20 protein-coding genes and 1 other annotated feature are annotated in these 25,098 nt (G+C 47.9%); of the genes, 4 read left to right on the top strand and 16 right to left on the bottom strand.

Annotated features, from left to right (window positions below):
- Positions 1 to 7: 7 nt before the first annotated feature.
- Entirely contained in the window at positions 8 to 5,137 is a 5,130-nt protein-coding gene (locus BLA28_RS29635) for a DUF4132 domain-containing protein (protein ID WP_069159395.1), read from the bottom strand.
- Positions 5,138 to 5,160: 23 nt separating this feature from the next.
- Positions 5,161 to 5,580, bottom strand: a complete 420-nt coding sequence (locus tag BLA28_RS29630) for a hypothetical protein (RefSeq protein WP_069159394.1) — start codon at positions 5,578 to 5,580, stop codon at positions 5,161 to 5,163.
- A gap of 225 nt (positions 5,581 to 5,805) precedes the next feature.
- Here BLA28_RS29630 and BLA28_RS29625 point away from each other — a divergent pair, with 225 nt between their 5' ends.
- Positions 5,806 to 7,719 (top strand): sensor domain-containing diguanylate cyclase, encoded by a 1,914-nt coding sequence (locus BLA28_RS29625; protein ID WP_069159393.1) that lies wholly within the window; start codon positions 5,806 to 5,808, stop codon positions 7,717 to 7,719.
- 5 nt (positions 7,720 to 7,724) lie between these two features.
- Here BLA28_RS29625 and BLA28_RS29620 read toward each other — a convergent pair whose 3' ends face one another.
- Complete coding sequence (locus BLA28_RS29620) at positions 7,725 to 8,099, bottom strand: MerR family transcriptional regulator (protein WP_009252966.1); 375 nt, start codon at positions 8,097 to 8,099, stop codon at positions 7,725 to 7,727.
- Positions 8,100 to 8,290: 191 nt separating this feature from the next.
- Between BLA28_RS29620 and BLA28_RS29615 the strand changes: the two genes are divergently transcribed.
- The gene (locus BLA28_RS29615; RefSeq protein ID WP_009252967.1) at positions 8,291 to 8,851 is read left to right on the top strand and encodes a TetR/AcrR family transcriptional regulator; all 561 of its coding nucleotides are present in this window, start codon (positions 8,291 to 8,293) and stop codon (positions 8,849 to 8,851) included.
- 54 nt (positions 8,852 to 8,905) lie between these two features.
- Here the strand turns inward: BLA28_RS29615 and BLA28_RS29610 are convergent, their stop codons facing one another.
- From BLA28_RS29610 to gap, 6 genes are all read right to left on the bottom strand, one after another.
- Positions 8,906 to 10,897 (bottom strand): 2-isopropylmalate synthase, encoded by a 1,992-nt coding sequence (locus BLA28_RS29610; RefSeq protein WP_044966794.1) that lies wholly within the window; start codon positions 10,895 to 10,897, stop codon positions 8,906 to 8,908.
- 76 nt (positions 10,898 to 10,973) lie between these two features.
- Positions 10,974 to 11,220 (bottom strand) — a binding site (T-box leader).
- Between the two features lie 91 nt (positions 11,221 to 11,311).
- A complete protein-coding gene (locus BLA28_RS29605) occupies positions 11,312 to 11,749 on the bottom strand; it encodes a flavodoxin (protein WP_069159392.1) in 438 nt (145 codons plus the stop codon).
- Positions 11,750 to 11,779: 30 nt separating this feature from the next.
- Positions 11,780 to 12,331 (bottom strand): DUF3793 family protein, encoded by a 552-nt coding sequence (locus BLA28_RS29600; protein ID WP_169897320.1) that lies wholly within the window; start codon positions 12,329 to 12,331, stop codon positions 11,780 to 11,782.
- Positions 12,332 to 12,662: 331 nt separating this feature from the next.
- Positions 12,663 to 13,412, bottom strand: coding sequence for a triose-phosphate isomerase (gene tpiA, locus BLA28_RS29595; RefSeq protein WP_044966788.1), 750 nt, complete (start codon positions 13,410 to 13,412; stop codon positions 12,663 to 12,665).
- Between the two features lie 23 nt (positions 13,413 to 13,435).
- Complete coding sequence (locus BLA28_RS29590) at positions 13,436 to 14,644, bottom strand: phosphoglycerate kinase (protein ID WP_044966787.1); 1,209 nt, start codon at positions 14,642 to 14,644, stop codon at positions 13,436 to 13,438.
- Between the two features lie 99 nt (positions 14,645 to 14,743).
- Positions 14,744 to 15,763 carry a type I glyceraldehyde-3-phosphate dehydrogenase gene (gene gap / locus BLA28_RS29585; RefSeq protein WP_009252973.1) on the bottom strand — a complete coding sequence of 340 codons (1,020 nt, stop codon included), beginning with the start codon at positions 15,761 to 15,763 and terminating at the stop codon, positions 14,744 to 14,746.
- 665 nt (positions 15,764 to 16,428) lie between these two features.
- On the opposite strand from gap, the gene BLA28_RS29580 reads away from it, so the two are divergent.
- Entirely contained in the window at positions 16,429 to 17,247 is an 819-nt protein-coding gene (locus BLA28_RS29580) for a histidinol-phosphatase HisJ family protein (protein WP_069159390.1), read from the top strand.
- Between the two features lie 52 nt (positions 17,248 to 17,299).
- Here BLA28_RS29580 and BLA28_RS29575 read toward each other — a convergent pair whose 3' ends face one another.
- From BLA28_RS29575 to nifS, 7 genes are all read right to left on the bottom strand, one after another.
- A complete protein-coding gene (locus BLA28_RS29575) occupies positions 17,300 to 18,016 on the bottom strand; it encodes an ABC transporter permease (protein WP_069159389.1) in 717 nt (238 codons plus the stop codon).
- Complete coding sequence (locus tag BLA28_RS29570) at positions 18,013 to 18,828, bottom strand: ABC transporter ATP-binding protein (RefSeq protein ID WP_069159388.1); 816 nt, start codon at positions 18,826 to 18,828, stop codon at positions 18,013 to 18,015. Before BLA28_RS29570 ends, BLA28_RS29575 begins: the two co-directional genes overlap by 4 nt.
- Positions 18,825 to 19,625 (bottom strand): MerR family transcriptional regulator, encoded by an 801-nt coding sequence (locus BLA28_RS29565; protein WP_069159387.1) that lies wholly within the window; start codon positions 19,623 to 19,625, stop codon positions 18,825 to 18,827. Before BLA28_RS29565 ends, BLA28_RS29570 begins: the two co-directional genes overlap by 4 nt.
- A gap of 375 nt (positions 19,626 to 20,000) precedes the next feature.
- Positions 20,001 to 20,534 carry a hypothetical protein gene (locus tag BLA28_RS29555; RefSeq protein ID WP_009252978.1) on the bottom strand — a complete coding sequence of 178 codons (534 nt, stop codon included), beginning with the start codon at positions 20,532 to 20,534 and terminating at the stop codon, positions 20,001 to 20,003.
- An 85-nt stretch (positions 20,535 to 20,619) separates the two neighbouring features.
- Entirely contained in the window at positions 20,620 to 21,696 is a 1,077-nt protein-coding gene (gene mnmA / locus BLA28_RS29550) for a tRNA 2-thiouridine(34) synthase MnmA (RefSeq protein WP_069159386.1), read from the bottom strand.
- Positions 21,697 to 21,699: 3 nt separating this feature from the next.
- Entirely contained in the window at positions 21,700 to 22,143 is a 444-nt protein-coding gene (gene nifU, locus BLA28_RS29545) for a Fe-S cluster assembly scaffold protein NifU (RefSeq protein WP_009252980.1), read from the bottom strand.
- A gap of 43 nt (positions 22,144 to 22,186) precedes the next feature.
- Positions 22,187 to 23,374, bottom strand: a complete 1,188-nt coding sequence (gene nifS / locus BLA28_RS29540; RefSeq protein WP_069153262.1) for a cysteine desulfurase NifS — start codon at positions 23,372 to 23,374, stop codon at positions 22,187 to 22,189.
- Between the two features lie 180 nt (positions 23,375 to 23,554).
- Here nifS and BLA28_RS29535 point away from each other — a divergent pair, with 180 nt between their 5' ends.
- Positions 23,555 to 24,931, top strand: coding sequence for a polysaccharide biosynthesis protein (locus tag BLA28_RS29535; protein ID WP_069159385.1), 1,377 nt, complete (start codon positions 23,555 to 23,557; stop codon positions 24,929 to 24,931).
- Positions 24,932 to 25,098 lie beyond the last annotated feature (167 nt).

Below are 25,098 nucleotides of genomic sequence, written 5' to 3'. Positions count from 1 at the left end.
ACTCCTGTTATTCCTGTAACTGATTCAGTATGTAAGGATCCTTGATCTTAGTATCTCCGGCGAATAATACGATCTTGGACATAATCTCCGCCGTTTTGGGATCCTCATCCAGAAACGGCAGGAACAGCTTTCCTCTGCTCTGGGAATGAACGGGCAGTACCTGAATCTGATGCCCTCCCTGCCGGTGGATCACGCCGCTTCCCAGATGAATACTGTAATTCCCCCTGCTGCCTTTTATCAGCGCATGGCTTCCCTCCAGCACAACATTGTCTATGCCGAAAAGAGGCAGGTTGTATTCCACAATGGCCTTTCTCATTTCCACAGTGGAATGACTGGTCTCCGGATCCACTCCGCCCGCATGGGCTACGCTCACCGCAAGATCCACATCTCTCATAACCTCGGAATATACAATGGCAGGAATATCCTTTACCTTTATGCTTTCCCCTGTTTTCCTGTGGGTGAATTCCACCCATTCCAGGGTCGGAGCCTCTATATCACTGGGTGAAAACCAGTCCGCCTGGGCATAAATATGGGCGATAATATTTTCCTTATAATAAATCTTCTGAAGCCCTTCCTCATAGTCCGCCACCCAGCGCCTGGTCTTCAGGCAGGCCGCCGTTTTGGCAGGCTGAATCTGGTTTCCGGCAAACATGAGGGAATGGGTTCTGTCCAGTTCCTCCGGAAGCTTGATATATAATTCACGGAAAACCTGCTTAAAAGGCTGCTTCTTCTCCTCCGCAAACAGCTTCTTCTGATACTTTCTCCAGCAGCCTGCTTCGTAAAAGTCCGCAGGATGCGCCACCCGGAACAGCTCCCCGCCTTCAGGGTGCGTACATTTATCTTCCCAGTCATACAGCCCTTCCGCCTTCAGGAAACCAATCGCCGGGCTTCCGGCAGATTCTTCCCTTTCCGCCCCGATAAACACAAGGCTCTGCACTACCGGCCTCGTTACGGGATTTTCACAAAGAGCCTGCAGTTCCTCATACCGGTAAGCTTCTCTCTCCTCCATGGCCTGTTCAAACATTTTCACACACCTGGAATGTTGTTCCTTAAGCTTCGTATGGATTTCCTTCAGCTGCAGATAATAGGCGTTCTTCTTCAAGCCGGCTGGTACCGATTTTAAAGGTTTTCCGGCTTTTTCGGCCGCAATCGACGGCCTTCCGTTTTCATCCACCTTTAGCTGCAGAAAGACTCCGTCTTCCTCTTTTTTATCAAAATAAGGACGGTATTCCTTTACCAGCTCCGTTTCCATGGCAAGGGTAAGGCGTGTTACATCCGCAAAACCGGCCCTGGTGGCCATATTTTTCATTGCCACCGATACGGCGAGCGCTTCACTGGCCCGGCGCTGTGCGCCGAACTGCCTGCTGTCCTTCCGAAACTGCTGCAGGAATTCATACCGGTGGGGAAGCTCCCTCCTCTCCCGGGCAGGCGCCAGACCATAGCTCATCAGCAGATCTTTATTCCTTTTCTCCCGGATTACCGGTTCCATTTCCTCCGCCGTAACCCGGCCCAGGGCAGCATCCGCATATTTTCTTGCCCGGGCATGCTTGCTTCCGTCGGAAATATATTTGGCGGCATCATACAGCCTGTCGAAGCGTTCTTTTCCCAGCAGCGAATACGCCTCTTCAAACCAGTTCAAATCAAAGGCCCCGTTATTGAGTTCTTCCGGGGAAAGCGGCGTATACCGGGCTATCATCGCCTTCTTTTTATCATCAAATCTCTCGTTCATATGAGCCATGAAATAATAGCAGCCGCTTTTCAGCCCGGGCCAGCCCAGGTATTCTTCTATAATATCCAGCCACTGGGGCGCGTACATGGCAGTTTCAATGATTTTCTGTTCCTTTATTTTAGTTCCTTTCAGCAGGGCCTTCAGCTTTCCGGCATCCTCGCCTTCCAGAGGGTAACATATCTGAAGCAGATAGCTCAGACACTCCTTTTTCCCCGTCCGGCTCCCCGACCAGTAATAATAAGCGGACCGATCCAGCTTGTCATTTCCCAGAGCCTTCAGGATATCAATCATACGCTCCATGCCGTAAATACGCTTGATAGAGGATATACTGGATGAAAACACAGTGGGAAGATCCCCTCTCTTGAGTTCCACATCCAGAATCGTATCGGTAATACGGAAGAAAAACTCCTTTCCCTGCTTCACAAAGGGATTCTCCGGATTTACTTTCTCCTCCACAAGCTCTTCCTCCGACAGATAGGCGGACAGCCTGTTTTTATCATAAGGAAGCAGCCGCTCCGAAACAAGGCGTGACAGATCCTCCAGGGAAACGCCGAGGCCTATCGTTTCAAAAGCCGCCTTGTAAACCGTATCCGCAGGAATCAGTCCCAGCTGAAAGGCCCTGATATATTCATAAATGGTCAGCAGGGTACGGGAATTACGGTTATAAGAGTAATAGCCGGTACTGCTATGGGCATTATAGTCAAAAAGCTGATCCAGACGGTACAGGGCAAAAAAACCTTCCCTGAATTCTTCCTCTGTTTTCCACACTGCCAGAGAACGGATCATACTGTTGACCGCGGTAATATCCGTCAGGGCAAATTCACCGGGATCCGATACATAGTAATACCGGGTATCCTTTATTTTCTCGTACCACAAATCCTCCGCAGGAATCTCATCCGCTATCAGCGCCGCCATTTCCAGGGCCGCACAACGTCCCTGTGTTTCCCCATATATACTGTTCAATATGGTCAGCACTGTGTGCGGGCTGTTTCCGTATCCGTGCTGTACACCCTGTTTCTGCGGTATTCTGAATTTTACGATATCTCCCAAAAGCATTTTCTCGTACCGGAGCAGCGTTTCCTGTCGCTTCACCCTGTATCCTTCTCCCAGCCCGTTGCTCCAGGCCAGAAGAAGAAGCTTAACCAAATGGGGATCCCCGATATGCTCCTGATAAAAGCGGATCCAAAGCTCTTTGAAGGGATAACGGTCCGCCAGAGTAAGAGAGGCATCATGGCTGGTCATGACCAGATGATTCCCCAAAAGCATCTCATAGCCGTTTGCCGCCTTATATTCCAGGTCTGCATTTTCATCCAGCAATGCGTACAGGCTGCGGATGATTTCCTCCAGCCTGCCCGGATCCGTACGGAAATAAGCCCGGAGATTTTCCCTTCCCTCCGTCGGCTTCGGGCACACAGGCGTCACATCCTTCCGATACAGGCCATACCCTTCCGTTTCCAATATCTGGCTGGAGGACGATTCGCCTCTGACCTCCTCCAAAAGAATCTGTTCCTTATCCGAGCTTCCTTCCAGCTTTCCGGCCTCTTCTGCCAGTCTCTCCAGCAGTTCTTCGGATCTTCCCCTGATCCGTGCCTCTCTCACCAAAGTAAGGCCGCCCTCCCTGACAGCCGGCAGGGGAGACGCCAGCAGCCGCTTCACTGATTCCTCCAGTCCTTTATCCTCCTGTTTTTCCAGCAGCTTCAGGACATTCTGCCTGATATCTTCTTTTTTATACTTCAAAAGCCCTTCCAGCTCCCGGTAATCCGCATCGGATAATTCCAGCTCCTCCACAAGCCGGAAGGCCGTCTTTCTCGTCATCGTCTCCTTATCCCCCAGGAAAGAAAGCAGAAGAGCCTTCTGCCGTTCATTTTCCGGGCTGTGAAGCAGCAGCTCCACCCATTTCGACCGGCTCTCATAAGTACCGCTGATATCGATTTCCATCACTTTTCCGGCAGCATCTTCTATGAAAGCCGAATCTTCCAGGGCATATGCTATCACACACATGCGTTTGATAAGCTGTCCTCTCGACAGTTCAACCCCATACCACGGGAAAACACACGGTACAAATTCCAGCTTCTTTTTCTTCATGCCTTCCAGCAGGCTCTTCAGCACGCTATAGTGCTCCAAAGCCTCCTCCCTGCTTCCAAACAGCCAGTTAAGAGGAATCGGCATGTATGTCTTTTCTCCTGTATTCCCCGGCCTGCTGCCGCCAAGCGCATATCTGACATACTCCTCCACCCCGCTCAGATAAGTGGGCATAAAGGCCGCTGCCATCTCAGGATCCGATGCAAACTGCAGTATGGCCTTCCTCGCCGTAATCCCCGTAAACGCTTCCCATTCCAGAGTACGGTTAAAATAAGACATGGTCAGGATTTGATTTCTCGTTCCATGCTCCAGAAACTTTCCCATCACCCCAATGGCATCCTGCAGCTCATAAAAGGCCAGCGTCCACAGTCCTATCCCAATCCGGATGCTGTCATTGCTGCTTATATAAGTCTGTGCTGCTCCGGGATCGTTGAGTGCGTCCTTCATGAGAACAAGCATTTTATCCGAGATGCGATCCGCATTTTCCACATCGCAGATTCCTGTCCAGACAGCCACCGCCCTTTTTACAGAGGCAAAGCGGATCAGGTTATTCTCACATACGGCGGCGAAAATCGTCTGAAAAGCTTCCACAGTTCCGCAGTCCGCATTTTCACAGATCGCCTGCCTCACTCCCTCCTGAAGCCTGGCCGCAAGCAGGAAATCCGAAAGGAGCCGGTGAAGAGACGCACTGGAGCTTTTGATAATTCCCCTTATTAAGTCAACGGTGATGACCGCAGTATTGTTGTCACTCAGCAGGATATCCTTCACCGCCGCTGTCACCGCCTCATCTCCCCTGTCAATCGCAGCCGCAATCAAATCATCCAGATACTGCATCGTAAAACCGTAAACCGGATGTCTCTTATAGTCCAGCTTTTCCTCGGGCAGCCGATCCAGCAGATAATCCGCAAGCGTGCACTCATAAAAATTCATCACCCGGCATGCATACAGCAGCCGGAAGACATGCTCCAGGCACGGCAAATACGATTTGGTACGCACCGATCTGCGGTAAACACTGTGGGAATAGGGAAACTGGTTAAACTTATCAATGATATAATAAAAGTCCTCGGCGAAGGCTTTGCCCGCATAAAGGTCAACCAGCTTTTTATATTTTTTCCGCATAAATTCGGAAGGCGTAAGGAAGCCCCCGTCGCCAAACTTCGCCTCCACCCCTTTTAAGAAGGCGTTTACTTCCGGCCTGTACTGTCCGAATTTCTCCATCTGCTCCATCGCTTCTTTGGTATCCCCGGAAGCAAGAATCAGCTTCCTTTTCCATTTTCCCTTATAAGCTTCCACAAGCTTCTGTCTGCTTTGATAATTATATTCCATCCTTCTGCCTCTCCCTGTAGCTGCTACCACATTCTTCCTGCCAGCATTGTCATCCTTACAAATACAAGTTCACTGTTTTCCTGAAGGCTTATTTTTTCCTCCAGTCTTTCCAGCTTTTTCCCGTCCAGAAACACCACAGCTATCCCATCTTCAAAACACTGGCATGCATTCTCCGCTGCCTTTCGGTAATCCGGCACCTTGTCCTGAAAAGAAAGGCCGAAGGTTATCTTTCCGGCGCCCGCCTGTTCTTCCATGCTTTCCTTTGACAGCACAGCCTCCACCTCCGTATGCCTGCGTCTCTTCCCATATTCCTCCAGATTAATGCGCACGGTTTCTTCCAGAAGCCTTCGTACCGTATCCACGTTTTCCGGATAATCATAAAAAACCGGAGTTATCTTACTGTGGTTTTTGCCCAGTTTTTTTACCTGAATTTTCACCTTCATATATGTATCCACCTGTTCCCATACACCAGTACTTTGCCCGGCTCTGACACTTTCTTTTTATTATACAACGGGGCGGTACAGGCCGGCAACAAAAAGAAAACAATCAGAATCGCAAATCCATTTTTATTATTTCGGAAAAGAGAATGGATTTAACCGACACGATTCTCTTGCAAGCTCTCATTCTATGCCTTACAATATATGAAGTGCATCGGGAAGGAGTCATCCATGTCAAAGAAAAACATTCTTATAAAAACCAATATTCTGGTATGCCTGATTATCCTCGCAGGCTTCCTGTTAACCGCTATATTAAGCTACCGCGCCAACTACAGCTCCGCACTGGAAAATGTGGAGCAGATTACAGACCTGACCTCAGAAGGCATTTACTACCAGCTGAGCACAATTTTTACAAAACCGGTAAACGTATCCCTGACCATGGCCAATGACAGCTTCCTGAAAAATTATCTTGCCGGGGAAGCCGGACGCCTGGAGGACGACAGCTATATCGAGCCCCTGAAGGAATATCTTGGCGCCTATCAGAAAAAATATGGCTTTGATTCCGTTTTTCTTATTTCCACAGCCTCCGGGCGTTATTATAATTTTCAGGGCCTTGACCGGATCCTGACCAGGAATAACCCGGAAAATGTCTGGTATTACGCGATGCTTGAGGATTCTGAAGATTATTCTCTCAATGTGGATAACGATGAAGTGGTCAATGCTAATAACGACATCACTATTTTCGTGAACTGCAAGATATATGATGAAAAGGATAATACCATAGGAATTATTGGTGTCGGGCTTCGTGTAGATTATCTTCAGACTATTCTCAGGGAATATCAGAATGATTTTGATGTAAATGCCTATCTGATCAATGAACAGGGAATGATAGAAGTCTCCTCCGAGCATTCCGGATATGAGCATCTAAATTTATTTGAAGAAAATGGATTGACAGATATCCGCGACGAACTGCTTGGCTGGAAAGAAGAAGGGACATCAAAAAGCCTCTGGTCTTCCGGCTCCGCTCCTTCCGGGAAACGGGCTTATGTTGTGGCGCGCTATATCCCGGAAATTTCCTGGCATCTGATTGTAGAGCAGGATCCCCCCAGCCTGATTGCCAAACTGCGCCAACAGCTTTATCATACTGCAGTCGCCATAGCCGCCATACTGTTGATCATCCTGTTTGTTATCGGTTTTGTCATCGGCAAATTCAACAAACATATTCTCAGGCTGACCCAGGAAAAAGAAGAAGCCTTCCGAAAGGCAACGGAACAGCTTTATGATAATATTTATGAACTGAACATCACTCAAAACCGCGCCGCCGGGGTCAGTACCCAGAGATACTTTGAAAGCCTGGGTGTCCCGGCCAATACCCCTTATGACAAGGCGCTGCGCGTTATAGCGGAAAAACAGATCAAGGAGGAATACCGGGAAGGCTACATTTCCATGTTCTCTCCGGAAAATGTCATGAAGAATTACAGAAGCAATAATACCCATCTGCAGTATGACTTCATGATAAGCCTGGATGACTCCGGTTATTTCTGGATGCGCATCGACGCATATATTTATTTATGCACGGAAGATCATTCGATCCATATGTTCACCTACCGGAAAAATATTGATGCGGAAAAACGGCATGAACTGAAAACGGAAAAGAAAATCCAGACGGATGAAATGACGGGGCTTCTTAACAAAACCGCTACCAGACAGCATATCAGCGCCGCCCTCACCCTTAATCCGGAAAAAAAGTATGCTTTTTTCATTCTCGATATTGATAATTTCAAGCAGGCCAATGATTTGCATGGGCACGATTTTGGCGATTATGTAATTATCCGTTTTACAGATATCATGAAAAGCAATTTCCGCAACGATGACATTCTCGGACGTATCGGCGGTGATGAATTTGTGGTTTTTATTCCTGTTAATGATATGGAATCGACAATAGCAAAAGCAGAACTGCTTGTTTCTTCCCTGAGACAGACCTGCAGCTATCATTCCTCCAGCTGGAATATAACCTCCAGCATAGGTATTGCACTCTACCCTGATGCGGGCACGGATTTTGATACCCTGTATAAAAATGCGGATACGGCCCTCTATGAATCAAAGCGGCTGGGAAAAAACAGATATTCCTTCTTCCGGGAATAGCACTGTCAGTGCAGCTTTTTTTCCGCCTGCATAAGTCCCTGTTCATAACGGTCGATCTTCTGATTCAGCCTGTCCAGGGATTTCTGCATTTCCTCCATCCTCGCCAGCAGCTGATCCCTCTGTTCTATGAGCAGCATTTTTCTGGCATTGACAGTGGAATCACCCTGCTGAAACAGAGACACATATTCTATCAAGGCTTCAATCTGCACGCCCGCTTTGCGCATGCACTTCATCAATTCAATCCAGCGGCAGGAATTTTCATCATAATCCCTGATTCCGCTCTTATTTCTGGGTACCTGGGGAATCAGGCCGATACGTTCGTAATACCTCAGTGTATCCGGAGACATCTCATATTTCTTACTTACCTCTGCAATAGTCATGACTGCCCGCCTTTCTCTTAAAAAGAATCACTTAACTCTGTCTAATCATACCACCGGGACTTAACTCCAAGTCAATCATTTTTTTACAAAGAGCCCTTTGCACAGACCTTCTGTTTACTTTTAACTGCAGAATACTTGACATCAAAAGGTAAGCTTTATATAATGAGCATGGTTCAATAGGAGGAAAAAAGATGAACAAGAATGTTACATCCCGTCAGGAGCTTATTGACACTGCCATGGAAATAGCCCGTACCGAAGGCATCCATAAAGTAAATATCCGTAATATAGCCCGGAAATGCTCTATTTCCGTAGGTGTTCTTTATAATTACTTTCCCAACAAAACAGAGCTTATTTTTGCTGTTGTGAATTCCTTCTGGGCTGATGTCATACAGAATCTGTCCGGGATGGTACCACAGAGCACCTGTTTCCCGCAATTTGTGTCCCAGTATTATGCCTTGATAAATGAACAGCTTTCTGAATTCGAAAAGGACTGGCTGACTCAATTGGAGACCATGCCTCCTGAGGATAAAAAAAGAGGCCGGGAGCTGGAAGACCAATGTTTCCAGGTGCTTCTTGATGTTCTCCGCAAGGCTCTCCACAGGGATACCTCCATTTCCGAGTCCGTATGGTCGGAGGAATACACACAGGAGGAATTTCTTCAGTTCGTATTCCATCACCTTATCGTCCTTCTTCATGCCGGACATAAAAACTGCGACTTTTTCGAAAAAACCCTGCGGAAAATTCTTTATTAGCCAATCCTCCGCAGGGCCTTTCTTTTTATGTTTTCCTGACTCTATTAAATCCGTTTATTTCTGTACCCGGAATTGTACGGGAGTTATCCCATAGGATTTTTTGAACAGTCTGTTAAAATGCTCTACGCTCTCATAACCCACATCCGCAGCTATCGATTCCACCGAATGTCCTGATTCCTTCAAAAGCGTTCTGGCTTTTCTCATTCTGGCTTCTCTTACCACATCCTGGAAATTCATCCCTGTCTTATCCTTGATATATTTTGAAATATAAGGTCTGGAAAGATTAAAATTCTCCGACAGATTTTCCAAAGTTACTTCCGCATAATGTCCGTTTATATATTTGATAATATCCACAACTCTTTCCTCCCTGCCTTCCTGAAAATTTTCACCTTCCGCCAGCTTATTGCCCGCTGATACAAGCGCAGCCACAGAACTTTTAATAATATCCTCATCAATTCCCACGCCCCAATACATCTTGCCCTTGCAGGAAATCCCCACATAGGCCGCTGCTTTGGAGGAAGACCCCCTGGAAATCGCATGTTCCTCATAAACCGCCAGTTCATAATCGATTCCGAAATACATCTTAACCGCATTGCTTACCGAATCCAGACGGCCGTTGCCGGAGGCCTCCACCACTCTTCTTTCCTTTCCCTGTTCGATGGTTACCTGCGCGGTAATCCCATTTTCCTGGCGGAAGTGGAACTCCGGAATCTGAAAGACCGTTCTGGGTGAAATATAATTTTCCTTGAAAATCTGATAAATGTCCGCCGGAGCCAGCTCCTGGTGACGCTTATCGGAAACTCCCTTCACCAGATACCCAACCTCTTCCTTCATTCCATCCGGTAAGGAGAACCCAAAATTCTGTTTCAGAATAAAAGCGATGCCGCCCTTTCCCGACTGGCTGTTAATCCGGATGACATCGGATTCATACTCTCTTCCCACATCCTTGGGATCCACCGGCAGATAAGGAACCGTCCATTTACTTCCGCTTTTTCCCTCATTCCGCCAGGCCATACCCTTGGAAATCGCATCCTGATGGGAACCGGAAAACGCGGTAAATACCAGATCCCCCGCATAGGGCGTTCTTTCATCCACCTTCATACCGGTCAAGAGCTCGTAATTCTCCCTGACTTTCATAATGCGGCTGAAATCCAGGCCGGATTCCACGCCATGGCATACCATGTTCATGGCTAATGTGACCAGATCCACATTACCGGTTCTCTCACCGTTTCCAAAAAGCGTCCCTTCCACTCTGTCCGCTCCTGCAAGAATCCCAAATTCCGCATCGCTGATTCCGCAGCCTCTGTCATTGTGAGGATGTACGCTCAAAACCACGCTGTCCCTGTATTTCAGGTTTTTATGGATATATTCCACCTGACAGGCAAACACATGGGGCATCGCTACCTGCACTGTAGTCGGGATGTTGATGACTGCCTTGTGCTTCTCATCCGGCTTCCATACATCAAGAACCGCATTGCAGACCTCCACAGCATAATCCACTTCCGTCCCCGGGAAGCTCTCAGGGCTGTATTCAAATGTGAAATTACCGTCCGTTTCTTCCGCCAGTTTTTTCAAAAGAGCGGCTCCGTCCACCGCCAGCTGTTTCACTTCGTCCTTACTCTTCTTGAAAACCTGTTCCCGCTGTGCCACCGATGTGGAATTATAAAGATGGACAATTGCATGCGGAGCGCCTTTCACTGCTTCAAAGGTTTTTCTGATGATATGTTCCCTCGCCTGGGTGAGAACCTGGATCGTCACATCCTCCGGTATCATGTCTCTTTCGATTAATGCCCGCAAAAATGCATACTCCGTATCTGATGCCGCAGGAAATCCCACCTCAATTTCTTTAAAACCGATTTCTACCAGCATCTTAAAATATTCCAGTTTTTCTTCCAGACCCATAGGCTCTATAAGCGCCTGGTTCCCATCCCGCAAATCCACGCTGCACCAAATGGGGGCTTTCTCAATCGTATCCTTCTTCACCCAATCATATGTCACCACCGGTGGCATGAAATAGGATTTTCCATACTTTTCTGCTGCTGTCATTTATGCTTCCTCCTATTCTGTCCGGGCACAAAAAAAGTCTCTATAAAAATGACTTTCCTGTAATCCGGGTCATTTTTATAGAGACGCAAATTCAACTTCACGCGGTACCACTCTATTTCATGGTAATAAAAACCATGCACTCATCAGCACTAACATGCCTTTCCCCTTTCTACGGCGGGTATTCCGTCCGAACCTACACAACCCTGCGGGTCTTCAGCCGGCTGCTCCAAGGTCAGTTCACGGTCCGCTTCAGACTGCCTCGCACCACCCGGCAGTTCTCTGTTTTCCAGCTTTCAGCTACTACTCCTCTTCCTTGCATTTACTTTCCTATTCAGTTTTGTAAATAATAACACAGGTTTGTGGTTTTCACAAGATGCAATTTTAATCAATTCGATTGATTTATTTTAACCTGCCTTATGAAACCGCAGCAGCCAGGGCCCTGCCAAGCTCCTTACATTTCTCTTCCGCTTCCTCATCCGGTGCCCCGTTTACAATAATTCCTTCTTCTCCAACAACAGATGCGCCGGCATTTCGGACTCTTTCTTCCCAGTCCCTCATCCATTCTCCCCCGCCCCATCCGAAGGAGCCGAACAGGCCAATCTGCTTACCGCCTATTCCATTTTCCAAATCACACATAAAAGGCTCCATCTGCGTTTCCTCCAGCTGTTCTGCCCCCATGGAAGGACAGCCCAGCGCAAAAGCCCTGGCTTTCTTCAATTCCGAAACATCCGCCAGATCCACACTGAGCACGACAGCCTCCTGTCCTGCTTCCCTGACACCCTCCGCAACCTTCTGAGCCATTAACTCCGTGTTGCCTGTGCCGCTCCAATATACAATAGAAATCTGTGCCATCTTTATTCCTCCTACTTTATATAAAATGATTTATATGGATGTACATAGCTGCAGAAGCTCTTTTCCTTCCAATACCTCCCGGACAGTTACTTCCCTGGCTTCATCAAATGCGGCAAAAATATGTTTTGCACGCTGCTCATTCTGATATACCTTCCAGTAACCCGTACACAGACAGTCCCTGCCCTCATTGGCAATAAATCCTTCCACATCCTCTGTGGGATATCCGAGAAGCACTCCTATCTCATGAGGGAAATTTTCTTTCGTCCTGTAATAAGCCTCTACTCTCCGGGACAGTTCGGACAAAATCCGGCAGATTGAAAAAGGATGTATCTTGCCGCTCTGCAGGTATCCTCTGTTTTTCAGAAAGGCTGAAACATCCTCTTTCTGCAGCAATCTCTCCAATTCCTTTTTCCGGTAAATAAATACCATATCTTTTCCATCTTCATGGAGCAGAAAATACCAGCTCAGGCCGGTCCGGGCCGCCAGTACTGAAAATTCAACGGCCTGATCTCTTGGCAGACTGACTACAGCACTTTCCTTAATTCCTTTTAAAAAAGGAGCACAGTGAATTGCCAATTGCATATGTAATGCCTTTTTACAGCTCCGCCTGTTTGTTTGTAAATACTGTGTGATCTCTTCTACGGGCATGCTTTCTTTCCTCCGGGATCCGGAAAATCATCCTCCGGCGCCCATCCATACGCCGGAAAATAACTTCCTTTTAGTACATGTCAGGTAATAGTTAGTCTCATCTAACTTCAAGATATAGAATACCACAGGATACAATCCGCTGCAATATGGTTACTTGATAAGATATATCAATCCTTCCGTCAGACCAAAAAATCCCCGTTTCCGTCAGTGCTTACAGACTGAAGGAAACGGGGACTGTCTTAACTATATGATTGTCGGACTGCTGTTATTTATAATTTACAATCTTTCCGAAGTCAGGCTTCAGAGCTGCGCCGCCCACAAGGCCGCCGTCGATATCAGGCTGTGCAAACAGTTCTGCAGCGGTTCCTGCATTAACAGATCCGCCGTACTGGATACGGATTGCTTCTGCAGTCGCTTCGTCATAGATTTCACCGATGCATACACGGATGGCAGCACAAACTTCCTGTGCCTGCTCTGTGGTTGCAGTTTTGCCGGTACCGATAGCCCAGATGGGTTCATATGCAATAACTGCGGTTTTAGCCTGCTCTGCAGTTACACCCAGGAAAGCGATCTTAATCTGCTGACGGATCCAGTCAATGGTAATTCCCTGCTCTCTCTGTGTAAGAGATTCGCCGCAGCATACAATAGGAGTAATACCATGCTCGAAAGCCTTGAGAACTTTCTTGTTGACAGTCTCATTGGTTTCAGCAAAATATTCTCTTCTTTCGGAATGTCCGATAATAACATATTTTACGCCTACGTCAGTGAGCATATCAGGAGCGATTTCTCCAGTATATGCACCTTTTTCTTCATAGTACATATTTTCTGCGCCGATTTCAATATTGCTGCCCTTAGCTGCTTCAATAGCAGGGATGATATCGATAGCAGGCACACAGAAAACAACATCTGCATCTTCGGTTGCCACGAGGGGCTTTAAGGTATTGATTAATTCAACGGCCTGGCTGGGAGTCATGTTCATCTTCCAGTTGCCGGCGATAATTTTCTTTCTTGCCATGATAATGGTCTCCTTAAAATTTATTATTTATCGTTTGCTGCTGCCACTCCGGGAAGTTCCTTGCCTTCCAGGAATTCCAGGGATGCTCCGCCGCCGGTGGAGATATGGCTCATCTTGTCGCCGTAGCCCAGCTGGTTAACAGCTGCTGCGGAATCACCGCCGCCGATAATTGTGGTGGCATCTGTTTCAGCCAGAGCCTTTGCAACTGCGATAGTTCCTTTTGCGAGCACAGGGTTCTCAAATACGCCCATCGGTCCGTTCCAAACAACAGTCTTTGCAGTCTTAACAGCTTCTGCATAGGTTTCTGCTGTCTTAGGTCCGATATCCAGGCCCATTCTCTCAGCCGGAATGGAATCAGCAGCAAATACTTCAACTTCGATTTCCGCATCGATAGGGCTGGGGAAAGCTTTTGCAACAACAGCATCTACGGGAAGAAGGAGGCTCTTGCCCAGCTTTTCAGCCTTTTCCATCATTTCCTTACAGTATTCAATCTTTTCATCATCCACTAAAGAAGCACCGATTTCATAGCCTTTTGCCTTCAGGAAGGTGAATGCCATACCACCGCCGATGATCAGGGTATCACATTTCTCAAGCAGGTTGGAGATAACATTCAGCTTATCAGCAACCTTAGCGCCGCCCAGAATAGCAACAAAAGGTCTTACGGGATTTTCCACTGCATTTCCAAGGAAATCAATTTCCTTCTGCATCAGGTATCCAACTACTGCGGTATCAACCAGCTGTGCAACACCTACATTGGAGCAGTGTGCCCTGTGGGCGGTACCGAAAGCATCGTTTACAAAAACATCACACAGAGAAGCCAGTTCTTTGGAGAAGGCTTCGCCGTTCTTTGTCTCTTCTGCTCTGTAACGGGTATTCTCAAGAAGGATAACATCGCCGTCCTTCATGGCTTCCACAGCAGCTTTTGCATTGGGGCCAACCACTTCGGGATCCGCTGCAAACTTAACTTCCTGTCCGAGCAGTTCGGAAAGACGTGCTGCAACAGGCGCTAAAGACAGCTCCGGCTTCGGTTCTCCCTTAGGCTTTCCAAGATGGGAGCAGAGGATAACCTTTCCGCCGTCAGCGATCAGCTTTTTAATGGTGGGAAGAGCAGCCACAAGACGGTTCTCGTCTGTGATTTTGCCCTCTTTCAGAGGAACATTGAAATCGCATCTGCAGAGGACACGTTTGCCTTTTACGTTGATATCATCAACGGATTTCTTATTTAATGACATGGTATAAAACCTCCTTAAAATTAAACAGGGGCCCGGCCCTCATCAGACCGGACCCCTTATGAGCCTATGCCTTTACACAGCTGACTGCAAAATTATAAATTAAGCGTTCAGCAGTTTGCCAAAGTGTTTGATTGTACGAACCATCTGGCTTGTGTAAGAATTCTCATTGTCATACCAGGAAACAACCTGTACTTCAGATGTATTCTCGTCAATAGGAAGAACCATAGTCTGAGTAGCATCGAACAGGGAACCATATCTCATACCGATAACATCGCTGGATACGATTTCGTCTGTGTTGTAGCCGAAAGACTCATTGGCAGCAGCCTTCATAGCATCGTTGATAGCTTCTTTGGTAGGCTGTCCTTTAACTACTGCTGTCAGGATGGTTGTGGATCCTGTAGGAGTAGGAACACGCTGAGCGGAACCGATCAGCTTGCCGTTCAGTTCAGGGATTACCAGGCCGATAGCCTTAGCAGCACCTGTGCTGTTGGGAACGATATTTACTGCTGCTGCACGGCTTCTTCTCTTGTCGCCCTTTCTCTGAGGACCATCCAGAGTCATCTGATCGCCTGTGTAAGCATGAATTGTACACATAATACCGCTCTGGATAGGGAAAGCATCGTTAAGAGCTTTTGCCATAGGAGCCAGGCAGTTTGTTGTACAGGAAGCAGCAGAAATGATGTGATCATCTTTGCTCAGTGTCTCATGGTTTACATTGTAAACGATGGTAGGCAGATCGTTTCCGGCAGGAGCGGAAATGATAACGTGCTTAGCGCCGGCATCGATATGTGCCTGAGCTTTTGCTTTGGAGGTATAGAATCCGGTACATTCCAGAACTACGTCTACACCGATTTCTCCCCAAGGAAGCTCTGCAGCGTTAGCCTTTGCATAAATCTTAATTTCTTTTCCGTCTACTGTGATGGAATCTTCACTGTAGGAAACTTTGTCGCCCAGTTCATATCTGCCCTGAGTTGAATCATATTTCAGTAAGTGAGCCAGCATCTCGGGAGATGTTAAATCATTGATTGCTACGATTTCAAATCCTTCTGCTCCGAACATCTGTCTGAAAGCAAGACGTCCGATACGGCCAAAACCATTAATTGCTACTTTTACTGCCATTTTTAATTCCTCCTAAAAATGATTTAATATATTATTTTGTCAAGCGTAGCAAACGGACCCGCGCACAGCGCAAGTCCACATTCCGGACACACCGAAAGCTTACCCGGGCTTGTCCCCATAGCTTGACAAAATTTTATCAGCACAATCATTTTACCTAATTTACAATGAAATATCAAGACGAAAATTAAAAAATATTGGAAATAGTGCCTTATTTTACAGAAAGTTTATAAATAGCATCCGTTCGGCCTGTTTTGAACTGCTGAGGTTCTTTCTCCGGCTTGGGTATGACCGCGGCGTGTCTCTCCCTTCCCGGCAGCCGCCTTGTGCGGGTCAGTGATTCCTGTAAGGGCCGTCTAAAAACGCCAGTACTAACGTTGCGTCCTTTGCAACGTTAGTACTGCTGCGTTTTTGGCCGAGCGAGAGTGTGCCCTGAAAGGAACACTGACCCGCACAAGGCGGCTGCCGGGAAGGGAGAGACACGCCGCGGTCATACCCAAGCCGGAGAAAGAACCATCGCCGCTGTCCGTACTCCATTTTTTCTTTGCCTTTTCCTATTCTATAGGCTATACTTTTATTTGGTCGGTCAAATCATAAGAAAAACAGCAGCCGGATCCCCGTCGGAAAAGGCGGCACTGCTGCTGTTATTACGAAGAAAGGCGGCAAATATGGCTATCAAAGCAGATTTTCATTTACATTCTTCTTTTTCCGGTGATTCCGAGGCGCCTATGGAGGACATGATACAAAAAGGAATTTCCCTCGGGCTCACCCAAATGTGTTTTACGGAGCATATGGATTTTGATTTTCCGGTTTCCCAGGATACCCCCGCCGGTTTTTTTGAAGTCAACACCGATTCCTATCTGTATGATTTGCTGAAATATCAGGCGAAGTACCGGGAACAGATTCAGATCTTTTTCGGTATCGAGCTGGGACTGCAGGCTTATCTGAATGAGCTGCAGAGCGCTTATACGAGTGCATATGACTTTGACTTCATTATTGGTTCTTCCCATTTATGCAACGGCAGGGACCCTTATAATGCCGGTTTTTATACGGGACGGTCCGAGGAGGAGGCTTACAGGGAATATTTCTCTTCTATCATAGAAAATCTGGAAACCTTCCACGACTTTGACATATACGGCCATCTGGACTATGTGGTACGCTATGGCCCGAACAAGGATAAAAATTATACCTATGAAACCTATAAAGATTTATTTGACCGGATGCTTGACCTTCTGCTGGAAAACGGGATTGGCATAGAAATAAACACAGGAGGGATTCGTTATGGCCTGAAGGAGCTTCATCCCTGCACGGATGTATTGAAGCGCTATCGGAAAAAAGGCGGCGAGCTCATAACCGTAGGCTCCGATGCCCACCGGCCCGGAGATATCTGCAGAGAATTCGGACGGGCGGAAGAACTCCTTAGGGACTGCGGCTTTTCCTACTATGCCGTGTTCCATAAACGAACCCCTTCCTTCAGGAAATTATAGCCTTCCTCTCTGCGGCTTCACGGCTGGTTTGGGCAGCGCCTTAAACATTACGCTACTCCGACTGAAGCCGTCTCAATGCCAAAACACATATCGCCGCACATACTGCAAAGATAACAGCCAGCGGAAACAGGCTGCTGCATACGGAACCGTCACCTGTCAGCAGCCGGTATCCCCAGGCTGCGGGGAATATGCTGCCGATGGCTGCCAAAGGCCGGGGAAGCAGTCCGGCAGGAAACATAATGCCGGAAAGCATGATGGACGGCAGAAATGCGATTTGGGAAACCATAGTGAGTTTTGACTGATTTTTTACCGACAGCCCCAGAATACTCCCCAGGCTTAAGGATACCCCAATAAAAATCGACAGCCGTATAAAATACCACAGCGGCCTTTCCGGAAGCTGCGCGCCAAATGCAATGGGAGCGGCAATATATATGATCAGGCACATGAGCATCAAATGGAGAAATGCCGACAGGGAAATGGTAAACAGCCCCAGATAAAGCGGCACTCCATTAGCCTTGTACACTTTCTTGATATCGCTCCCATATATCTCTGTAAGGGAAGGCGGAAGGCCTACCAGCGCCCCCATGGATACCCCCATTACAGTCATGGACTGTATCAGTGTACTCTTTGCCTCCGGCATGAGTGAGGTAAATATTCCCCCCATAACGGCAAAAAACAGCAAAGGGACAAGATAGCAGGTGATCAGCAGCGCTTTGCTGCGTATATCCAGCTTCCATTGCAGCGCCGCTCCATATAAAAATGCACTCATTCACTGTCCCCCTTTGCAATTTCCATAAAATGCTGTTCCAATGTCCCTCTGTCTATTTTTATATCCATCACTTCTGTTCCCTTCTTCCTGAATTCCTCCAGCGCCTCCAGCAGAGCCGACCCGATATTTTCCGTTTCCAGGCATTCTTCTCCCTTACTGGTCTTGATATGGATCCTATAGCGCCTGCTTATTTTTTCCGTCAATCCAGCTACCGTCCCTAAAAATGAGATATGACCGGAACTCAGAATTGCAATACGGTCGCAAAGGCTCTCCACCTCCGCCATATCATGACTTGCCAGTATAATCGTCTTTCCCTGTGTTTTCAGTCTTCGTATCTGCTCATGAAGCGATATTCTTCCTTCCACATCAAGCCCGGCAGTCGGTTCATCAAGAAAAACAATATCCGGATCGCTGACCAGCGCAAGGGCGAGATGCAGACGCCGTTTCTGTCCCGTTGACATATCCGCATATTTTTTCTTCCCAAGCTCCTTGATTCCCAGCGCTTCAAGCATGGTAACGTCTGTTTTTGTCTTATTCCATTTCGCGAATAATCGCACAGCTTCCATCGCCCTGATTTGCTCGGGAAGAGAGGACGACTGCAGCTGTATTCCCATTCTGCCATTCACCGCAATACTGCCGTCCTCAAATTTCCGCAGCCCTTCCATACACTCAAGTGCAGTGGTCTTCCCTGCCCCGTTAACACCCAGCAGAGCAAAAATTTCTCCTCTTGCAACCTGGAAACTCAAGCCCTTCAGCACCATATGGTTCCCGTAGCTTTTCTTCAGACCGTCAATCTCTATGGCATAACTCATCTGTCTCCCCCCTCAAACGGATCATATCCTGTTTTTGTAAAATAAGCCTCCAGAGCCGGTTCAATAAAAGAATGTACAACAGCCTGCTTATTCTTCCATTTTCCGCCCGGATCCTCCAATTTTTCCGTTTCCATAAGACCGGGAATCAGGCTCATATCTCCATCAGTAAATTCCATAATCATATCCCAATATGCCTCTGCCAGCTTCAGGCCTTTCTCGCTTTCAGGAGCCTCTCCGCCGTTCTGAAGGCGCACAGCCTCCTCCTGCAGACGAGTGAAGGTTTCCAGCATTGCCTGACCGCTTTCTTTATCAAAACGCCCCCGGAAACATTCCAGCGCCCTGTCATCCAAATTCTTTATCAGCCAGTAATACTCATTCTTCATCTGCAGATTCACAACAATATCAGCATATTTGCCAAAATCCACCGAATGCATCTGAAGCACCTCTTCTCTCAGCGCCTCAATAGCTTTCAGCGATTCCGACAGACTTTCAATCTTTTCCCTGAGAGCCGCAGCCTGATTGGTAAGAACTTCCGCCACATCCCCGGGAGTATCAAGCGGAATCAAACGGTTCTTAATATCATCCAAAGAAAACCCCAAAGACTTCATTGACAAAATCTGATGAAGCCTGACCACATCTTTATCCGTATAAAGCCTTCGCCCGCCCTCACTCACCGCAGTCGGAGACAGCAAACCTTCCTTATCATAATACTGCAGAGTACGCACAGTTACGCCCCCCTTTTTCGCAGCCTGTCCCACCGTCATCCACTCCCGCACCTCCACTCTCCTTTTTCCCATAACCATCACCTCCTCCCCCATTATAATTCATTACGCCACGTCACAAGCAAGCGCTTTATTATTTTTTTACTGCCTCCTTATACATACCATAACTGCCCAGTGCCCCTTGTCTTCCGCCAGCCCTTCCCTTTTGCCTTGCCGCTGCGGATTGCCTTCCCGGTGGGTTTGTGTACCCTGCAAAGGCCTTCTGAAAACGCCGGTCCTTAGATTGCGTCCTCTGCAATCTTAGTACCGCTGCGTTTTCAGCAGAGCGAAAGCGTGCCTGCGCAGGGTACACAAACCCACCGGGGAGGCAATCCGCAGCGGCAAGGCAAAAGGGAAGGGCTGGCGGAAGACAAGGGGCACTGGGCCCACACACTATCTGCCCTTACCTTCCTACTGCCCGCAAAGCACAATAATTTTCTCAGGCGTAGTCTGTGCCGGAATACTCCTGGTTGTCTGGCTGTAAAGCACTACCAGCGTATGGTTTCCGGGATTTCCCATATAAGTCTGGTTATTTGTCGTCATTACCTGGGTGGTAGGAGCCAGGTTCAGCTTCAGGCTCTGATCACTGCTCATGAGAAGGTTGTTAAAATATCCCACAAACACCATCTGCCCCTCCTGCTGAGGCGCGATCACAGCGGCCACATACTGGGGAGGGTAAATCAATGGAGCCGCTGCATTTCCGTTATAAAATACGGTTACCGGCATAGTCTCATACAAAGTAGCATAATCCACCACAAAGGTATCCGGATTGAAAAGGAAATTCACGGTATTCCCCGCTTCATTTTCCACGGTAAGCATCTGGGCGCAGGCGTCGTAGTTTCCCATGTTACCTCCTGCCACTTCCATATGGGTGATCACACCGGTAAACGACATAAAGACAGGACGCTGCCTCATTCCGAAAAACTGATTAAAATTAGTATCCAATTTCTTGTTTCCTTTATTTATCTTTCTTTATAATTATGCAAAAAAAGAAAAGAGGTACCATCGGCCTCTTTTCCTGCTTATGTTCTTATTCTATTGTTCCTCCGCCGAGGACGTATTCCCCATCGTAAAATACTGCGGCCTGCCCCGGCGTAACCGCCCTTACCGGCTCCTCAAAGGTACATTTCACTCTGTCCTCCCCGATCTTTTCAATCAGGCAGAAGGCGCCCTGATGGGCATAACGGATTTTTGCCTTCACTCTCATCGGTTCTGTCAAATCAGGAATCGACATAAAATTAAGCCGGCTGCATGTCAGGGTGCTGGTAAACACATCCTCATTTTCCCCGATCACCACTTCGTTGGTTTCCGGACGGATCCCGGTCACGAAAACCGGATGCCCCAAGGAAAGATTCAGACCCTTCCTCTGTCCCACCGTATAGTGGGTAATGCCCTTATGCTTACCCAGGATTTCACCATCAGCTGAAACGAAATTTCCCGGGCCGGGTACCGTTTTCCCGCTTTCTCTCTCGATAAACGCGGCATAATCATGATCCGGTATGAAACAGATTTCCTGACTGTCCTTTTTATGGGCTACAGGAAGGCCTGCTTCCTCCGCCATCTGACGGATCTCATCCTTCGGATAGGCTCCCACAGGCATCAAGGTGTGGGCCAGCTGGCTCTGGGTCAGATTGTAAAGGGCATAGGTCTGATCTTTGGCTGCGGTCACGGAATTACGGATCGCAAACCTTCCGTTTGGCAGCTGCGCAATCCTGGCATAATGTCCGGTCGCAATGTATTCCGCTCCCAGGCCCAGGCTTTTGGTAAGAAGAGATTCCCATTTCACATACCTGTTGCAGGCGACACACGGGTTCGGCGTTCTTCCCTTACTATATTCTTCGACAAAATAATCGATAACATTTTCCTGAAATTCTTTTTTGAAATTCATTACATAATAAGGGATATCCAGCCGCTGCGCCACTCTTCTTGCGTCATCCACCGCACTGAGCCCGCAGCAGCCTCCGTTTTCTTCCTTGATCTCTTCCGCTTCATCCTGCCAAATCTGCATGGTAACGCCGATAACGTCATATCCTTGTTTTTTCAGCAAAAGGGCTGCCACAGAGGAGTCAACTCCCCCGGACATGCCCACTACAACTTTTTTGCCCATATTTTAGTATTCTTCCTCTGCTTCTTCTTCACCTTCATGAATATCTGACTTGGGTTTATCCAGACCATCAATGGTAATGCCGTTCTTCTGTGCATAATCCCATAATGCGGCATGGATAGCTTCTTCTGCCAGAAGGGAACAGTGCACTTTAACCGGCGGAAGGCCGTCCAGAGCTTCCATAACCGCTTTGTTGGTCACCTCCATGGCTTCCCTTACGCTCTTGCCCTTCACCAGCTCTGTAGCCATGCTGCTGGTGGCAACTGCTGCTCCGCAGCCAAAGGTTTTAAACTTTACATCCCGGATGATGCCGTCATCGTCAATATCCAGGTATATTCTCATAATATCGCCGCATTTGGCATTTCCCACGGTGCCCACGCCGCTCGCGTTCTCTATTTCCCCTACGTTGCGGGGATGTTCAAAATGATCCATTACTTTTTCGCTGTACATAATTTTTCCTTTCTATGATAACTGCAGCCGGCAGTCGCTTTTGTTAATTTTTCTTATTTTTTTTAACGAAATCTTCGTAAAGAGGGGACATATCCCGCAACTTTGTCACAATTTCCTTAATTGCTTCCACTGTAAAATCCAGTTCTTCCTTTGTATTTTCCTCATTCAGGGACATACGCAGGGATCCATGGGCAATCTCATGGGGCAGCCCTATGGCAAGAAGCACATGGGAAGGATCCAAAGATCCTGAGGTACATGCGGAACCGCTGGAAGCACATATTCCTTTCATATCCAGCATTATCAGCAGGGACTCTCCCTCAACAAAACGGAAACTGAAATTCACGTTATTAGGCAGCCTCTTTTCCCGGTCGCCATTCAGACGGCAATAAGGAATTTCCGCTTCAATACGGCCGATGAGATAATCCTGCAGTTCCCGCTCTTTTACGGTCTTTTCTTCCATCATGGAAAAGGCTCTTTCCACAGCCGCTCCCAGGCCCACAATGCCGGGCACGTTTTCCGTACCGGCCCTTCTGCCTCTTTCCTGCTGTCCTCCATGAATGAAGGAACGGATTTTGATCCCCTTCCGGATATAGAGGAAACCGATCCCCTTCGGCCCATTCAGCTTATGCCCGCTGGCACTGAGCATGTCGATGCTGCATTCATCCACGTTAATCGGAAGCTGTCCGTAGGCCTGTACCGCATCCGTATGGAAAAGAACATTATGCTTTCTGGCAATTTCCCCGATTTCCTTAATCGGCTGGATCGTTCCTATCTCATTGTTGGCATACATTATGGAAATCAGAATGGTATCCGGACGGATAGCTTTCTCAAGCTCGTCCAGCTTAACTATACCATTTTCGTCCACATTTACGTAGGTGATTTCACAGCCATTTTTTTCAAGATATTCACAGGTATGCAATACCGCATGATGTTCAATCTTAGATGTGATAATATGCTTTCCCTTGGATGCATAGGCCTCTGCCACAGCCTTCAGCGCCCAGTTATCCGCTTCTGAGCCGCCTGCGGTAAAATAAATTTCATTATTTGCAGCTCCCAGAGTCCCGGCTATGGTCTCCCTCACCTGGCTGATCGCCTTCTTGCTTTCTGTCCCGAGGGAATAAATGCTGCTGGGATTCCCATAATTCTCCGTGAAGTAAGGAAGCATAGCCTGCACTACTTCAGGTGCGGTTTTCGTGGTTGCCGCATTATCCAAATAAATTATCCGACTCATATAAAACTCTCCTGACTGCATGTTTTCATGCTTTTTCTATATTTCTGCAGCTCCCGGGAACCTTAATTCCTAGTAAACCACTTCGTTTTCTATGGTTAATATAACACCGCACCTGCGTTCTGTCAACAGGCTCTCCTGCATATATTTACCAAAAGAGCTATTGCTACAGATTGGAGCAGCATGCGCATCAAAAAAAATACCCTGATCACCGGAACGATCATCCTAACAATAACAGGTCTTGGCAGCCGCCTTATCGGTTTCTTCTACCGTATTTTTCTTTCGCGGCTGTTCGGCGAAGAAAATATGGGAATTTACCAGCTGATCGGACCGGTCATGGCTCTTGTCTTCTCCCTTTCCGCAGCCGGACTGCAGAATGCCATCTCCAAATTCGTGGCAGGAGAAACAGCCACTCATGATTATAAAGCATCTTTGCGCATTTTGCTAGTGGGTTTTGCATTCTCCCTTATTTTATCTTTGGGCTGTTTGTTCGGCGTATACCATTTTTCCGACTTTATCGCCGCTTATCTTCTGTTTGAGCCGCGCTGTGCTCCCCTTTTGCGGATAGCCGCCCTGTCCTTTCCCTTTGCCTCCGTCCATTCCTGTGTCAACGGCTATTTTTACGGGATCAGGAAAACTGCGGTTCCTGCAGCCACTCAGCTGACTGAACAAATTTTCAGGGTGGGAAGTGTGTACCTGATCGCTTCCTGGTGCCTGCAGCAGGGAAAAGAGCCTACTATAACCGTTGCTGCCGCAGGCCTCGCTATCGGAGAGCTTTCCTCTATGCTTCTCGCCCTTCCCGCTGCTTACCTGCATTTTATCAAAAAGGCTTATCCCGCCGGACGTCTCCCTTCCGGCACGCTGTACCGCAAGGCCGCCGGAGCCAGCAAAACCCAACTGATACGGGTATATGGAAGATTGAGCCGACAGATCATCGGTTTTGCCGCACCGTTAAGCGCCAACCGGCTTTGCCTGAATCTGCTGCAGGCCATCGAGGCCGCCTGTATTCCCGCCAAGCTTCAGGTTTACGGTCACTCTGTCAGCGATTCACTGAGCGTTTACGGCGTACTTACCGGAATGGCGCTGCCTCTCATTTATTTTCCGGGCACCCTGACAAATTCGGTTTCCGTCCTCCTCATGCCCGCCATTTCCGAAGCGGATGCGGTCAATAACCAGAACGCCATAAGGAGGGCCGTACGCAAATGCCTGGGCTACTGCCTGCTTCTTGGCTGCGTCTGCTGTGTCGGTTTTTTAGTATTGGGAAAAACTGTGGGCATTATGCTTTATAACAGCGAAATGGCCGGCCATTTTATCATCATACTCAGCTTTATGTGTCCCTTTCTTTATCTGAACACCACGCTGACCAGCATTCTCCACGGTCTGGGAAAAACCAGCTATTCTTTTTTCTTAAGTCTGACCGGCCTGATGCTGCGCCTTGTTTTCGTCTTCCAGGCAATCCCCTTATACGGTATCAAGGGATATCTGGCAGGCATGCTGTTAAGCCAGCTTTATACTACTGTCTGCTGCCTTGTCCCGCTCCGTCAGTACCTTCTGCCCTGATAATTGTCCCCGTTCACGCCGGCCCTGCGCCTCGCGGCTGCCGCCATCCTCTCTGCCTTTCCGGAGCGGATTCCCCTCCCGGCGGGTCCGTAAACCCTGCGCAGGATCCGTTCCTGCGCTTGCACTTTACGTTTTTCTATATTATAATGTACGCGGACAGCTCTAAC

The organism is Eisenbergiella tayi (assembly GCF_001881565.1).
In the GTDB taxonomy this organism is placed as follows: Bacteria; Bacillota; Clostridia; order Lachnospirales; family Lachnospiraceae; genus Eisenbergiella; species Eisenbergiella tayi.
The sequence above is the reverse complement of the archived record's forward strand: the minus strand, read 5'-3'. Positions and strand labels throughout refer to the sequence as shown.